Origin of the sequence: Methylobacterium sp. PvR107 (assembly GCF_017833295.1) — a bacterium.
Classification (GTDB): domain Bacteria; phylum Pseudomonadota; class Alphaproteobacteria; order Rhizobiales; family Beijerinckiaceae; genus Methylobacterium.
Genome location: NZ_JAFIBW010000001.1, coordinates 4,048,950 through 4,063,693 on the forward strand (window position 1 = coordinate 4,048,950; position 14,744 = coordinate 4,063,693).

The 14,744-nt window shown below is 71.5% G+C and carries 12 protein-coding genes; 7 read left to right on the forward strand and 5 right to left on the reverse strand.

The window, feature by feature from the left end; translation table 11 throughout:
- Positions 1-75: 75 nt before the first annotated feature.
- The 7 genes from infB to JOE48_RS19110 all read left to right on the forward strand — a co-directional run bounded on the left by infB (position 76) and on the right by JOE48_RS19110 (position 10,051).
- Positions 76-3,021, forward strand: coding sequence for a translation initiation factor IF-2 (gene infB, locus JOE48_RS19080; protein ID WP_210032142.1), 2,946 nt, complete (start codon positions 76-78; stop codon positions 3,019-3,021).
- 106 nt (positions 3,022-3,127) lie between these two features.
- On the forward strand, positions 3,128-3,553 hold the full coding sequence (gene rbfA / locus JOE48_RS19085; protein WP_210032144.1) for a 30S ribosome-binding factor RbfA: 426 nt from the start codon (positions 3,128-3,130) through the stop codon (positions 3,551-3,553).
- Positions 3,554-3,606: 53 nt separating this feature from the next.
- Entirely contained in the window at positions 3,607-4,635 is a 1,029-nt protein-coding gene (gene truB, locus JOE48_RS19090) for a tRNA pseudouridine(55) synthase TruB (protein WP_409518596.1), read from the forward strand.
- 134 nt (positions 4,636-4,769) lie between these two features.
- Complete coding sequence (locus tag JOE48_RS19095) at positions 4,770-6,164, forward strand: dihydrolipoyl dehydrogenase (RefSeq protein ID WP_210032146.1); 1,395 nt, start codon at positions 4,770-4,772, stop codon at positions 6,162-6,164.
- A gap of 76 nt (positions 6,165-6,240) precedes the next feature.
- Positions 6,241-8,856 carry a histidine kinase dimerization/phosphoacceptor domain -containing protein gene (locus JOE48_RS19100; RefSeq protein WP_210032148.1) on the forward strand — a complete coding sequence of 872 codons (2,616 nt, stop codon included), beginning with the start codon at positions 6,241-6,243 and terminating at the stop codon, positions 8,854-8,856.
- Between the two features lie 14 nt (positions 8,857-8,870).
- Positions 8,871-9,476, forward strand: a complete 606-nt coding sequence (locus JOE48_RS19105) for a biliverdin-producing heme oxygenase (protein ID WP_210035896.1) — start codon at positions 8,871-8,873, stop codon at positions 9,474-9,476.
- 128 nt (positions 9,477-9,604) lie between these two features.
- Positions 9,605-10,051 (forward strand): DMT family transporter, encoded by a 447-nt coding sequence (locus JOE48_RS19110; RefSeq protein WP_210032150.1) that lies wholly within the window; start codon positions 9,605-9,607, stop codon positions 10,049-10,051.
- A 17-nt stretch (positions 10,052-10,068) separates the two neighbouring features.
- Here JOE48_RS19110 and gmk read toward each other — a convergent pair whose 3' ends face one another.
- From gmk to mutM, 5 genes are all read right to left on the reverse strand, one after another.
- Positions 10,069-10,731 (reverse strand): guanylate kinase, encoded by a 663-nt coding sequence (gene gmk, locus JOE48_RS19115; protein WP_210032151.1) that lies wholly within the window; start codon positions 10,729-10,731, stop codon positions 10,069-10,071.
- A 49-nt stretch (positions 10,732-10,780) separates the two neighbouring features.
- A complete protein-coding gene (locus JOE48_RS19120; RefSeq protein WP_210032154.1) occupies positions 10,781-11,656 on the reverse strand; it encodes a YicC/YloC family endoribonuclease in 876 nt (291 codons plus the stop codon).
- Positions 11,657-11,773: 117 nt separating this feature from the next.
- Positions 11,774-12,202 carry a VOC family protein gene (locus JOE48_RS19125; RefSeq protein WP_210032156.1) on the reverse strand — a complete coding sequence of 143 codons (429 nt, stop codon included), beginning with the start codon at positions 12,200-12,202 and terminating at the stop codon, positions 11,774-11,776.
- 82 nt (positions 12,203-12,284) lie between these two features.
- Positions 12,285-13,697, reverse strand: coding sequence for an endolytic transglycosylase MltG (gene mltG, locus JOE48_RS19130; protein ID WP_210032158.1), 1,413 nt, complete (start codon positions 13,695-13,697; stop codon positions 12,285-12,287).
- A 151-nt stretch (positions 13,698-13,848) separates the two neighbouring features.
- Positions 13,849-14,739, reverse strand: coding sequence for a bifunctional DNA-formamidopyrimidine glycosylase/DNA-(apurinic or apyrimidinic site) lyase (gene mutM / locus JOE48_RS19135; protein WP_210032159.1), 891 nt, complete (start codon positions 14,737-14,739; stop codon positions 13,849-13,851).
- Between the last annotated feature and the right edge of the window lie 5 nt (positions 14,740-14,744).

A 14,744-nucleotide genomic window follows, 5' to 3' on the forward strand; every position in this document is an offset into this window, starting at 1 on the left:
GACGCAGGATGGATTTGGCCGGCGCCACCGGGCGTCGGTTCACGGGACGATGGAAACCCTCAGGGTTCAGGCTGAATGAGCGATACGAATAACCCGGGCGACAAGACTCTGAATCGGACTTCCCCGAAGCCGCTTTCCCTCAAGCGGCCGATCGAGGCGGGCACCGTGCGTCAGAGCTTCTCCCATGGCCGCTCCAAGCAGGTCGTGGTCGAGACGGTGAAGCGCCGCGTCATCGGCGCGGCACCGGCCGCCCCTGCCCGTGAGCCTGCCCCCGCTCCGCGTCCGGCAGCCCCTGCGCCGACGACGCCGCCCCCGCGTCCGGCGCAGCGCGCCGCCTCGGGCGTCGTCCTGCGCACGCTGAGCGAGCAGGAGAGCGCGGCCCGTGCCGCCGCCCTGGCCGACGCGCAGCGTCGCGAAGCCGAAGCGCGCCAGCGGGCGGAGGCCGAAGCGGCGGCGCGCCGCCGCGAGGCCGAGGAGCAGGCCCGCCGCGAGCGCGAGGCCGCCGAGGCCCGCCGTCGCGAGGAAGAAGAGCGCAAGGCCGCGGCTGCGGCCGCAGCGGCCGAGGCGGCGGAAGCCGCCAAGGCGGCCGCAGCGGCACCCCCGCCCGCACCGGCGGCACCGACCCCTGCTGCTGCACCCGCCGACGAGGCGCCGGCTGCCGCGCCGACCCGCCCGGCTCAGGCTCCCGCGCAGCCCGCCGCTGCGCCGGCCCGCCCGGCTGCTGCGGCCCAGGCCCGTGCGGCCGCGCCGGCCCGCCAGCCCGACACGGCCCGCCCGACCGGCGCGCGGCCCGCGCCTGCCGCCGCTTCGCCGGCTGCTCCGCGCCCGCCGCTGACGCCCCGTCCGTCCACGGGTGAGCCGCGCAAGACCATCACGGCTGATTCGCGCAAGCCGCGCGACCTCAACTTCATGGCCCGTCCGGCCCCGGCGCCCGAGCCGGAGAAGAGCGCGACGCCGGCGACCGCGGCGCGCCCTGCCGGTGCGGGTGCGGCGGCGCGTCCGGCCGGACGCGGAGCCCAGACCAACGACGACGAGTCCGAGACCAAGCGGGTCATCCGCCGGCCGGGCATGCCGCTCAAGATCATCACGCCGCCCAAGACGCCGAAGTCTCCGGGTGGCGATCGCAACCGCGGCCGTCTGACCATCGCCACCGCCACGTCGGGTGAGGACGAGCGCACGCGCTCCGTCGCCTCGTTCCGCCGCCGCCAGCAGCGGATGAGCGGCCGTGGCCATGTCGAGCAGAAAGAGAAGCTGTCCCGCGAGGTGACGATCCCCGAGACGATCACCATCCAGGAACTCGCCAACCGCATGTCGGAGCGGGCCGTGGACGTGATCCGCATGCTGATGAAGCAGGGCGAGATCCACAAGATCACCGACGTGATCGACTCGGATTCAGCCCAGCTCATCGCCGAGGAACTCGGCCACACGGTGCGGCGCGTCGCCGAGTCGGACGTCGAGGAGGGCCTGTCCTCCGACGAGCCGGATCTGGAGGAGGATCTCGATCCCCGTCCGCCGGTGGTCACCATCATGGGCCATGTCGATCACGGCAAGACGTCGCTGCTCGACGCGATCCGCAAGGCCAACGTGGTTGAGGGCGAGGCCGGCGGCATCACCCAGCATATCGGCGCCTATCAGGTCGCGGCGCCATCCGGCGACATGATCACCTTCATCGACACCCCGGGCCACGCGGCGTTTACGTCGATGCGCGCCCGCGGCGCCAAGGTCACCGACATCGTGGTGATCGTGGTGGCGGCCGATGACGGCGTCATGCCCCAGACCATCGAGGCCATCCAGCACGCCAAGGCGGCGGGCGTCCCGATGATCATCGCGGTCAACAAGATCGACAAGCCGGATGCGAAGCCGGAGCGGGTCCGCACGGAACTGCTGCAGCACGACATCCAGGTCGAGTCGATGGGCGGTGAGACCCTCGAGTTCGAGGTCTCGGCCAAGACCGGCGCCGGCGTCCCGGAGCTCCTGGAGGGTATCCAGATCCAGGCCGAGATCATGAACCTGCGCGCCAACGAGAAGCGCGACGGCGAGGGCACGGTCATCGAGGCGCAGCTCGACCGCGGTCGCGGCCCCGTGGCCACGGTTCTGGTCCAGCGCGGCACCCTGTTCACCGGCGACATCGTCGTGGCGGGCGCCGAGTGGGGCCGCGTGCGCGCCCTGATCGACGACCTCGGCGAGAACGTCCAGTATGCCGGCCCCTCGGTGCCGGTGGAGGTGCTGGGCTTCAACGGCACGCCCGATGCCGGCGACCGCGTCACCGTGGTGCCGAGCGAGGCCCGCGCCCGCGAGGTCACCGAGTACCGCGCCCGCCAGAAGCGCGAGCGTCAGAACGCCCGGACCGGCGGTGCCAACCGCTCGCTGGTCGACATGATGCGCGACCTCAAGGAAGGCGCCGGCCGCAAGGAGCTGCCGGTCGTCATCAAGGGTGACGTGCAGGGCTCGGTCGAGGCGATCTCGGGCGCGCTCGAGAAGCTCGGCAACGACGAGGTCGCGGCCCGCATCCTCCTGTCGGGTGTCGGCGGCATCACCGAGTCCGACATCACCCTGGCGCAGGCCTCGAAGGCGGTGATCATCGGCTTCAACGTGCGCGCCCTCAAGGAGGCCCGCGAGGCCGCCGAGCGGGCCGGCATCGAGATCCGGTATTACAACATCATCTACGACCTTGTGGACGACATCAAAGCCACGCTGTCCGGGATGCTGCCGCCGACCCTGCGGGAGGATCGCCTCGGCGAGGCGACGATCCAGGAGGTGTTCGAGGTCTCGAAGGTCGGCAAGGTTGCGGGTTGCCGCGTCACCGACGGTACCGTGGAGCGCGGCGCCCATGTCCGCCTGATCCGCGACAGCGTCGTGATCCACGAGGGCAAGCTGAAGACGCTCAAGCGCTTCAAGGACGACGCGAAGGAAGTCACCTCCGGCCAGGAGTGCGGCATGGCCTTCGAGAACTTCGAGAACATGCGCGCGGGCGACGTGATCGAGTGCTACCGGGTCGAAGAGATCCGCCGCACGCTCTGATAGTCCGGACCGGTCCGGACAGGGCGGCCGCGGCACCTGCCGCGGCCGTCTTTTCTTTTTTTCAGAACGTGAGCCGGCCACCCCAGCGGCGCCGGCCCGAGACAGAATGGCCCAGAAACCGACTTCCACCGGCCCCTCGCAGCGCCAGCAGCGCGTGGCCGAACTCGTGCGCCACGCGCTCGCCGAGGTGCTCCAGCGCGGTGACATCCAGGATCCGGTGCTCGGCACGCATGTCGTGACCGTGCCGGAGGTTCGGATGTCGCCCGATCTCAAGCTCGCCACCGCCTACGTCATGCCGCTCGGCGGCCTCGACGAGGCGCCGGTGATCGCTGCGCTGGAACGGCACCGGAAAGTGCTGCGCCAAGAGGTGGCGCGACGCGTGAACCTGAAATTCGCGCCGGAACTGCGCTTCCGCCGCGACGAGACATTCGATGAGGCGGCCCGCATCGATAAGTTGCTGCGGGACGAGCGCGTGCAGCGCGACCTCGAGACCGGGCGCGACGACGAACCGGAGACCGGGACGGGGCTTTGAGTGCCGTCACCGAGCAGAAAGGGACGGGGCGTCGACCCCGGGGACACGCGGACATGACGGTTTCCATGGAAGATCAGCCGCCGGCCGAGCGCGCCGCTCCAGCTCCGGGCGCGGAGCGCCGGAGCCCGGAGGGGCGGCGCCCGCAGCGCGGCCCCCGACCGGACCGGCCGAAGCGCCGGGACGTCTCGGGCTGGGTGATCCTCGACAAGCATGTCGGCATGACCTCGACCCATGCCGTCGCGGTGGTGAAGCGCGCCTTCAACGCGAAGAAGGCCGGCCATGCCGGCACCCTCGACCCGCTGGCCTCCGGCATCCTGCCGATCGCGCTCGGCGAGGCGACCAAGACCGTCCCATTCGTGATGGATGGCCGCAAGGCCTACCGCTTCACCGTGCAGTGGGGCATCGAAACCGACACCGACGATGCCGAGGGGCGACCCGTGGCGACCAGCGACGCGCGACCCGACCGCGCGGCGGTCGAGGCGGCGCTGCCGGCCTTCGTGGGGGCGATCGAGCAGGTTCCGCCGCGTTACTCGGCGATCAAGATCCAGGGCGAGCGCGCCTACGATCTCGCCCGCGAGGGCGAGGTCGTCGAACTCGTCGCCCGCCCGGTGCAGATCGATCGGCTCGCGGTCGTCGAGCATGACGGCGAGCAAACGGTGATCGAGGCCGAATGCGGCAAGGGCACCTACGTGCGGGCGCTCGCCCGCGATCTCGGTCGCATGCTCGGCTGCTACGGCCATGTTTCGGCCCTGCGCCGGACCCGCGTCGGCCCCTTCTCGGAGGCCGAGGCCTGCCCGGTCTCCGTGCTCTCGGAGGGCACCCCTGAAGCCGCGCTGGCCTATCTGCGTCCCGTCGAGACGGCTCTCGATGCGATCCCCGAAGTCGCGGTCTCGCGCGATCTGGGCCTGCGCCTCATGCGCGGCCAACCGGTGATCCTCCGGGGCCGCGACGCCCCAGTCGAGGGCAAGGCGTTCGCGACCTGCGCCGGAATCCTGGTCGCCGTCGGGGATGTCGAGCGCGGCGAGCTGGTGCCGCACCGGGTGTTCCACCTCGGCGGCACGGCCCCCGGCCGCAGCGCCTGACTCGGTGACCCCGCGCCGCCGGCGACGGCGGGTGCGGGGTTCCGGCCGGTTCGGATCGGGCTGAGGCGCGAGCGCGCAGGCGGAACGAACCTGGGCCGTGAGACTTTGGCCCCGGCGAAATGTCCGGGGTGGTGATGCGCGAACGCGATGTCGATGTGGCGGTGATCGGGGCCGGAACGGCCGGCCTCGCCGCGCATCGCGCCGCCACGGCTGCGGGTGCCCGCGCGGTGCTGATCGAGCGCGGACCGGGTGGGACCACCTGCGCGCGGGTCGGCTGCATGCCCTCCAAGCTGCTGATCGCTGCCGGTGCCGCCGCCCACGCAGCCCGCAGCACCGATCTGTTCGGCATCCGGGTCGCGGGCGTCACCGTGGACGGCCCGGCGGTGTTGAAACGCCTCCGCGCCGAGCGCGATCGTTTCGTCGCCAGCGTCTTCGAGGGGCTCGACGCGCTGCCGGACGACACCCGGATTGCAGGCAATGCCCGCTTCATCGACGCGCGCACCCTGATCGTCCAGGATCAGGCGGAGATCCGGTTCCGCACGGCTGTCATCGCCACGGGATCGAGCCCGGTCGTGCCGGACCCGCTCAAGGGATTGGGCGAGCGCCTCCTGACCACCGATACCCTGTTCGAGATCCCCGACCTGCCCAGCTCGCTGGCCATCCTCGGCGCCGGCGCCGTCGGGATCGAGATCGCCCAGGCGATGGCGCGGCTCGGCGTCGCGGTGACGGTCATCGATGCCGGGGACACCGTCGCCGGTCTGTCCGAGCCTGACCTCAACCGGCAGGCGATCGAGATTCTCGGTGCGGAGTTCGCGTTGCACCTCGGCGCCCGTATTCGGGAGGCCGCGCCGGACGGCGACGGCGTGCGCGTCGCCTGGACTGATCGTGCCGGACAACCGCAGGTCACCCGGGCGGCCCGCATTCTCGCCGCAGCGGGACGGTCCCCCAATCTCGCTGATCTCGATCTCGCGGCCGCCGGCCTGCGCGTCGGCGAAGGTGGGGTGCCGGATTTCGACCATCGCAGCCTCGTCTGCTCGGGGGCGCCCATCCTGATCGCGGGTGACGCGGATGCCTGGCGGCCGGTGCTGCACGAGGCGAGTCGACAGGGCGCGATCGCCGGAGCCAATGCGGCCGCCCTGGCGGCGGGCCTTGCCGTCGAGGCGCCTGCGCCCCTGCCAGGCTTCGCCCTCGTGTTCACACACCCGCAGGTTGCAGTTGTCGGAGCGCCTCACGATCCCACGGCGCAGGACCGCGTCGTTGGCGGAATGGACTTTTCCGGTCAGGGGCGGGCCCGCGTCGAGGGCCTGAACCGCGGGGGCATCCGTCTCTGGGCTGATCGGAACGGCCGACTGCTCGGCGGAGAGATGCTGGGCCCCGCCGCGGAGCACCTTGCGCATTTGTTGATCTATGTTCTTGCCGAAGGCCGCACGGTTCGGAGCCTGTGCGAGCATCCGGCATATCATCCTACAGTTGAGGAAGGACTTATGAGCGCGTTATCCGACCTCAAACAAAAGATGTACGAGTGTTGATCTTGTCGCGACCACAATCGTTGCGCTTAACCGATTGCGCCGTCATATCCGACTGAATGAGCTGGTTTCGTTCCTGATGCCGCCGAGCCAGGCCCCCGACATCGGCGTCGACCTCGACGTACTCGCGCCCGACGCGATCGACCGCCTGGACCAGGGCGTCATCGGTCTCGACGCGGCCGGAGCCGTCGTGGCGTTCAGCGAAGGCGCGAGCGCGATCTCGGGCCTGGCACGCGACGCCGTCCTGGGGCGCAACTTCTTCCGCGACGTGATGCCGGGCACCAACGTCCCGAGCTTCCGGGGCCGCTTCCTCGCCGGCGCGCGCCGCGGCGCCCTGGACGAGAGCTTCGACCATGTCTTCGGCCGGCTGCCCCAGCCGCTGCGCGCCCGGGTCCATATGCGTCACGGAAGGGCTGCTAAGGGTCGCGCGGTGACGTGGCTGACCATCGATCCGCTCGAGAGCCTTGGGGCCGGCCAGTCGCGCGAGGCCGTGATGACGGCGATCGGGCAGCGCGTTCGGGCCGAGCCGGTGGATGCCAGCATCTGCGAGCGTGAGCCGATCCACATCCCCGGCTCGATCCAGCCCAATGCCGTGATGCTCGCCGCCGATACGGTGAGCCTGCTGATCCTCGCCTATTCGGCCAACGTGTTCGAGATCGTCGATCCGGCCGAGCCGCCGCTGGCGGGCCGCCCGCTCGCCGATGTCCTGCCGGTGGCGTTCATCGAGGCGGTCCAGGCGCGTCTGGCGGGCGGAACCCTGGATGACGGCCGCTCGGTACGTCGCCGGCTGCTCCTTCCGGGCCGGAGCACGCCTTACCATGCCGTCGCCCATGCCCATGCCGGCCGGCTCATCGTCGAACTCGAGCTGGAGCCGGACTCGGTCGACGATTTTGCAACCGCCAGTCAGGTCGACGTCGAACTTGCGGTCGGCCGCCTGCGTGAGGCCGCGACCCTGGCGGATGCCGCCCGGATCGCCGCCCTCGAGATCCGCGCACTGACCGGCTTCGAGGCGGTGCTGGTCTACCGGTTCGACACGGACTGGAACGGCGAGGCGGTGGCTGAGGACAAGACACCCGATTGGTCGCGGAGCCTGCTCGGCCTGCGCTTTCCCGCCTCCGACATCCCCGCTCAGGCGCGTGCCCTCTACACCAAGGCCAAGAGCCGCTTCGTGATCGACCGCGACAGCGTGCCGGTCGGTCTGGTCACGGCGCCGGGCGCCGGAAACGGCCCGATCGACCTCACCTTCGCGCAGCACCGGACGCTGTCGCCGATCCACCTGGAGTACCAGCGCAACCTCGGCGTGAACGGGTCGATGTCGATTTCGATCATGGTCGAGGGACGGCTCTGGGGCCTGATGATCGGCCATCACCGCCGTCCACACTACGTCACCCCGGAGACCCGCTCAGCCGCGGCGGTGCTCACCGACGCCTTCGCCATGCGGGTGCAGGAGATCGAGTCCCGCCGGCTCTGGGACGAGCGGCAGGCCCATCTCGATGTCGAGGGGCGCCTCGTGCGTGGGCTGACCCGCTCCGACGATTTCGTGGCGGCCCTGACCGGCGGCGCGACCACGCTCCTCGATCTGTTCAACGCCTCGGGCGCCGCCATCGTCTCGGGCGAGCGGGTCACGCAGATCGGCCGGACGCCGCCGCCCGACATGATGGCGCGGATCGCCGACTGGCTGCGGGAACGCGTTCCGTCGGGGGAGAGCGTCTACGGCAGCAACGCTTTCACCACCGAGTACCTCGCGGCGGCGCCCCACCGCGAGATCGCCAGCGGCCTGCTGGCCGCCTTCGTGGACGAATCGCGCGAGAACCTGCTGCTCTGGTTCCGTCCCGAAGTGCCCAGCACGGTCACGTGGGGCGGCGACCCGCGCAAGCCTGTTCTCGCCGGAAGCGGCCCTGTCGCCGTGCTGCCGCGCCGCTCCTTCGAGCGCTGGGTGGAGGAGCGCACCGGTTTCGCGAGTCCCTGGGCGGAATGGCAGCTCCAGCTCGCGGCCTCGCTGACCGAGGCCGTGGAGGGTGTCGTGCTGCGCCAGCGCCGCAAGATCGACGAACTGACCAGCCTTCTGGCCGAGAAGGAGCGCCTGCTCGAGCAGAAGGATTTGCTGACCCGCGAGATCGACCACCGGGTGAAGAATTCCCTGCAGATCGTCTCCGCCTTCCTGCAGATGCAGCGGCGGCAGATCGCCGACGGCGAGGCCCGGCAGGCCTTCGCCGATACCTCCGCCCGGGTGATGAGCGTCGCGCGGGTGCATGACAGCCTGTACCAGGCCGAACGCTTCGACGAGGTCGATCTCGGCCAGACCATCGAGAGCCTGTGCAACGATCTCGCGGGGCTCGCCGGCGACGGGCACGCCGTGGATCTGTCCGCGGAGCCTGGCCTGATGGTGCCCTACCGCAAGGCGGTCGCGCTCTCGCTGATCGCCACGGAACTCGTGACCAATGCCTTCAAATATGCCGCGAACCCGGCCGGCGGCGGTCGCGTCGAGGTGAAGGTCTCGGCCTCCGGTCCCGGCGAGATCCAGCTCCGGGTCTGCGACGACGGCGCCGGCCTCCCCGACGACTGGGCCGACGCCAAGGCCCGCGGCAAGGGCTCGGGGCTGGGCATGAAGCTGATCCGGGCCATGCTGGACCAGATCAATGCCCGGCTCGACGTCGCCAACAATCCCGGCGCCTGCTTCACGATCACCGCGTGAGCGCCGCCGCAGCGATGGTCCGCGACAGCCTGCATGCCAGGCTTCGGGCGGCGACGGGACCGGCCCACCAAGCCCTGGAGGATTCCCTCGACTGGCGGGCGCGCGTCGCGACGCTGCCGGGCTATCGCACCCTGCTGGCACGGCTCCACGGCTTCCATGCGGCCTGGGAGCCTGTGATCGGCGCGGCACTCGCCGACGAGGCCTTTCTCGCACCGCGCCGCCGCCTTGCGCTGCTGGCCGCGGACCTCCACCATCTCGGGCTGGGTCCGGACGCGGTGGCCGCCCTGCCGCTGCCGGAGCTCAACGATCGCGACGGGCCCGTGCTTCGGGGACCCGCCGCGGCCACGGGGGCGCTATACGTGCTGGAGGGCTCGACCCTGGGCGGCAAGGTGATCGGCCGGCACATCGCCAACCTGCATGGCCTCTCCGGGGCCGGGCTCGCCTATTACCGGGCGCATGGCGCGGCCGCCGGGTCGATGTGGGCGGCCCTCCGGGCGCGGCTCGAGATCTTCGCGGACGATCCGGTGGCGGAAGCGGAGCTGACCGGTGCCGCAATCGCCACCTTCGCGGCGATGCGCGCCTGGCTGAATCCCGCGCCCGAGGGTACAGCCGGCCACTGAGCGCCGCAGATACGGCCAGCGGGCGTGCGGGCTTCCCATGTAAGCCAGCAGGCCCGGCATTTGACGGCCTGCATCGGAACGGCTGTCACTGCGGGTGGATCAATCCCGTCGAACAGGCCCGCTCACCGATGCTCGTCTTCGCGCTTCCCGCCTTGCTCGCTGTCCTGGCAGGAGCCGGCCTCGTCCTGCAGCAGATCCTGAACGCGAACCTGCGCGCCGGGCTCGCCTCGGCGTCGTGGGCGGGCTTTGCCAGCTACGCGGTCGGCCTCGGCTGCATGGCGCTCCTGGCCGCAGCCCTGCGCGATCCCGTGCCCACGGCGAGCGTGGCGGGGCGCATTCCGTGGTGGACCTGGACCGGCGGCCTGTTCGGTGCGCTCTTCATCGGGCTGGCGATCCTGCTCGTCCCGAAGCTCGGCGCCGCGACCTTCTTCGCCCTTTTGGTGACGGGGCAGATGCTCGCCTCGATCCTGTTCGATCAGTTCGGCCTGCTCGGCTTGGCGCAGCGATCCGTCGATCTCCCGCGGCTGATCGGGGTCGGGCTCCTGATCGGCGGCGTCGTGCTGATCCGCCCATAGGAAGCGCGGCGGGCTCTCTACGGCGTCTCGGCCAGCAAGCCGTCGACGAACTGCGCCAGCCCGGTGCGGCGTGCGCGCTTGAGCCGCTCGGCCGCCAGGATCCCCTGGAGAGCCTTGAAGGCGTTCTGCAGGTCGTCGTTGACGATGACGTAATCGTACTCGACCCAGCGCTGGATCTCGGTCCGGGCGTTGGCGAGACGCTTCTCGATGGTGTCCGCCGAATCCTCGGCCCGGCGCTCGAGACGCTGGCGCAACTCGGCCATGCTGGGCGGCAGGATGAAGGCGGTCACGACATCCTGGGCCAGCTTCGCGCGCACCTGCCGCGTGCCCTGGTAATCGATGTCGAAGATCATGTCCCGGCCGGCCCCGAGCACTTTCTCCACCGGCCGGCGGGGCGTCCCGTAGTAATTGCCGTGGACCTCGGCCCATTCGAGCAGGTCGTCGCGGCTGCGCAGGTCCTCGAACGCCTCGCGATCGATGAAGTGATAATGGCGCCCGTCGATCTCGGACGGGCGGCGGGAGCGCGTGGTCACGGAGATCGACAGGTCGAGCGCCCAGGCCGGATCCTGCGCGATCGCCCGCGTCAGGGTGGTCTTGCCCGCCCCGGAGGGCGACGACAGAATCAGGATCAGCCCACGCCGCGCGATGGGGTTGGCGGCGCCGCCGGCCGGCTCGGTCATGCGCGTGGCTCCGCGGGGTTGGGCATCCATATCCTCACGTCTCGACCCGTCATTCGATGTTCTGGACCTGCTCGCGGAACTGCTCGACCACCGCCTTCAGGTCGAGCCCGATCCGCGACAGGGTGATGTCGTTGGCCTTCGCGCACAGGGTGTTGGCCTCGCGTCCGAATTCCTGGGCCAGAAAGTCGAGGCGGCGGCCGATGGCGCCGCCGGCGGCCAGCAGCTCCTGGGCGCTGGCAACGTGCGCCCGGAGGCGGTCCAGCTCCTCGCGCACATCCGCCTTCCCGGCGAGCAGCATGGCCTCCTGATGCAGACGGTCGGGATCGAGGCTGCTGCCGCCCAGCGCCGCCACGGCGGCGGCCAGGCGCGCGCGCACCGCCTCGGGCTGGCGCGCCGGGTTGTCCTCCGCAGCCTGCGTCAGCGCGGCGATCCGGGCGACCTGGGCGCCGACGACCTGCTCCAGCTGCCGGCCCTCGGCGCGGCGCGCCTCGACGAGATCCGCGACCAACCGGACGACGCCCTCGGCGAGATCCCGGGTGAGCGCCTCGAGGTCCGTCGCCTCGTCTTCCGTCTCGATCACGCCGCGGATGCCGAGCAGCCCGTCCAGGGTGGCGGGCGCCACGCCCTCGGGGACCGGCACCCGGGCCACGGCTTGCGCCAGGCTGGCCAGAAGGGCCTCGTTGATCCGGACCCGCGACGTCGCCTCCGGCCGGGTGAGGGCCAGCGTCAACTGGCACTGGCCGCGGGTGAGGGTCTTCTGGAGGGCCGTGCGGGCGGTCTCGCCGACGCCGTCATGGCCGGTCGGCACGCGGACGCGCACGTCGAGGCCGCGCCCGTTGACGCTGCGGACCTCCCAGACCCATTGCACCGGCCCGGTGGTGCCCGCCGCGCGGGCGAAGCCGGTCATGCTCGCGATCTGGGCCATGGCGACCCCCATCCCCCCTCGAAGATCGGGGCCTGTAGCACGGATCTGTGGGTGGGGAAGAGGTCGGTCGGTTCGTCGGCGTCGGCGCGGGCTTCGGAGGAGAGCGGCGCGGCGGGATCACGCGCCCGGCTGACCCTGCGTGACCGCCGCCGCATCCATCCACATCAGCTCGATCACGTGGCCGTCGAGATCCTCGAGGGTGCGGCCGTACATGATCTCGCCCATCGCCTGCGGGGCCCTGAGGTCGGCGCGTCCGCCGGCGTCGACCGCCCGCGCGACGCGCGCATCGACCGCGGCCCGGCTCTCCTCGGACAGGCAGATCAGCACCTCGGTGGCGGCGCGGGCGTCGGCGATCGGGCGCGGCGCGAAGCTGGCGAAATGCGCGTGGCTGAGCAGCATCACCACGATCGCGTCGGAGAACACCATCGCGGCGGCCGTGCCTGGCTGGGAGAAGCGGGCGTCCCGCTCCGCCCCGAGGGCCGCGTAGAAGCCGGCCGCCCGCTCGACGTCGGCGACGGGCAGGTTCACGAAGATCATCCGGGACATGCGGCGCTTCCTCCCGCGGCAGGCGGCTCAAGGTCGGGCCGCGTATCTCGAAAACGGCCGGACCGCGATCCGGCCCCGGCCGTCAGCGCCGGCCGCGCTGTGCCGGTGCCGGCTCGGCGAGGGCCGGGACGGTCTTCGGCGAGCCCAGATCGTAGCTGCGGTTCTTCAGCGGATCGAGTCGCGTGCCCTCGGAGGCGTCGAACGCCCGCGAACTCGGCGCCCCGGTCTCGAGGAAGGCCGCGTTCGTGTTGGTCCCGTTGGCCGCGGGCGCGCCGCCCGGCGCGTAGGCCGAGGCGCGGCCCGGCGTCGCCGGATCGGGGCCGGGCTCGACCTTGTCGACCGCATCCGGCGGCGCCTGCCGGTTCTTCTCCACCGCGCGCCAGCGTGCGACGTTGCGCTGATGCGCTTCGAGCGAATCGGCGAAGGCGTGCCCGCCGCTTCCGTCCGCCACGAAGAAGAGGTCCTTGGTCCGCGAGGGGTTGGCGACCGCCTCCAGGGCGGCCCGGCCGGGATTGGCGATCGGCCCCGGCGGCAGGCCCTCGATCACGTAGGTGTTGTACGGCGTCGGCCGGTCGATTTCGGACCGCATGATCCCGCGGCCGAGGGTGCCGCGGCCGCCCACGAGCCCGTAGACGATCGTCGGATCGGATTGCAGCTTCATCCGCTTGTTCAGGCGGTTGATGAACACGCCGGCCACCCGCGGCCGCTCGTCGGCCCGGCCGGTCTCCTTCTCGACGATCGACGCCAGGGTGACCATCTCGGCCGGGGTCCGGACCGGCACGTCGGCGCTGCGCCGGAGCCAGATCTGGTTCAGCACCTCGCGCTGCTTGGCCTTCATCAGGTTGACGATCTGCTGGCGGGTGGCGCCGCGCTCGAACTTGTAGGTGTCGGGCAGGAGCGAGCCTTCCGCCGGGATGTCGCCGATCTCCCCCGCGAGCACGTCGTTGTCGTTGAGGCGGGTCACGATCTGCTCGGAGGTCAGGCCCTCCGGGAACGTGATGGCGTGCTGGACCTGCCGGCCGGTGGCGATCGTATCGAGCGTGTCGGCGATGCTCGCATGCGCCCTGAACACGTACTCGCCGGCCCGGAGCGCGGGCCTGCCGCCGAACCGGGCGGCGAACTCGAACAGGCCGGTATGGTCGATCACGCCCTCGCGCTTCAGCGTGTCGGCAATCTCGCCCGTCCCGCTGTGGGTCGGGATCACCACGACCTTGTCGGCCGCGAGCGGCCCCGGCTCGCGCACCTGCCTTTGGAACAGCGTGATCCCGATCATCGCGGCGATGGCGAGGACCACCGCGAAGGTCAGCGCCCCGCTGATGATGCCCACGAGCCCGCTCCGCTCGCGCTCGGGCTTCTCCGGCGGCGGCGGGGCGGCGGTCGGCTTGATCGCCTCGCCGGGCGAGCGCGGCGAGAGCCGCTGCGGCAGGGCCGGCCCGTCCGTCGGATCCAGCGCGGTGGTCTCGGGCGCGGGGGGCTTTGAGCGGCGGAAGAACATCGGGATCCTGTCTGGGCCCGCGCGACCCGTGACGCGTCGCGGGCCGGGATCGGCTGCCCGCAACCGGGTGCGCACGTCGAGGGCTCCGACCCTAGCCGTGTTTGTGGCGAAAATGCCGTTTTGCGGCGCGAGAGGCGACGGATCGATGCCCTCAGTCGGGGGGCTGACAGGCGGTGCAGAAGAAGGTCGAGCGGTTGGCCTGCACGATGCGGGTGATCGCGCCGCCGCAGCCCGGCCGGCTGCAGGGCAGGCCGACCCGGTCGTAGACCCGGAAGGCGTGCTGGAAGGCGCCCGAACGACCATCGGTCTGCGCGTAGTCGCGCAGGGTCGAGCCACCGGCCTCGACCGCCGCCTCCAGGACCGTCACGATCGCCTTCGCCAGGGCGTTGGCCTTGGCCGTCGGGCGACCGTCGGGCTTGGCGAGGCTCCCGGCCGGCGCTTCCGGATGCAGGCGCGCCCGGTGCAGCGCCTCGCAGACATAGATGTTGCCGAGGCCCGCGATCAGCCGCTGGTCGAGGAGCGCGGCCTTCAGCGGCGCCGACTTGTGGCGGAACAGCCGCGCGATCACCGCCCCCGTGAGCCCGTCCAGGGGCTCGACGCCCATCCGGGCGAAGTGGCGGCAGGCGGCGAGATCCGCGCTCGGGACGAGATCCATGAAGCCGAAGCGGCGGGCATCGTTGTAGGTGACCGTGGCGCCGCTGCTCATCGCCATCACCACGTGGTCGTGCTTGGGGGTGCCCTGGGCCCCTTCGAGGTAGAAATCTCCCGGCGACAGGTTGCGGCCGTCGGGCAGCGCCACGTCGAACCGCCCGCTCATGCCGAGATGCATGATCAGCGTCTCGCCGGAATCGAGGTCGGCGGTCAGGTACTTGGCCCGGCGCGCGAGATGCGTGACGGCGCGCCCCTCCAACCGGGCGGCGAAGCGCTCCGGGAACGGGAAGCGCAGGTTGGCCCGGCGCAGGGTGACGCGGCTGAAACGCGCGCCGACCAGGGCGGGCGCCAGGCCCCGGCGCACCGTCTCGACTTCGGGAAGCTCCGGCATCTCTC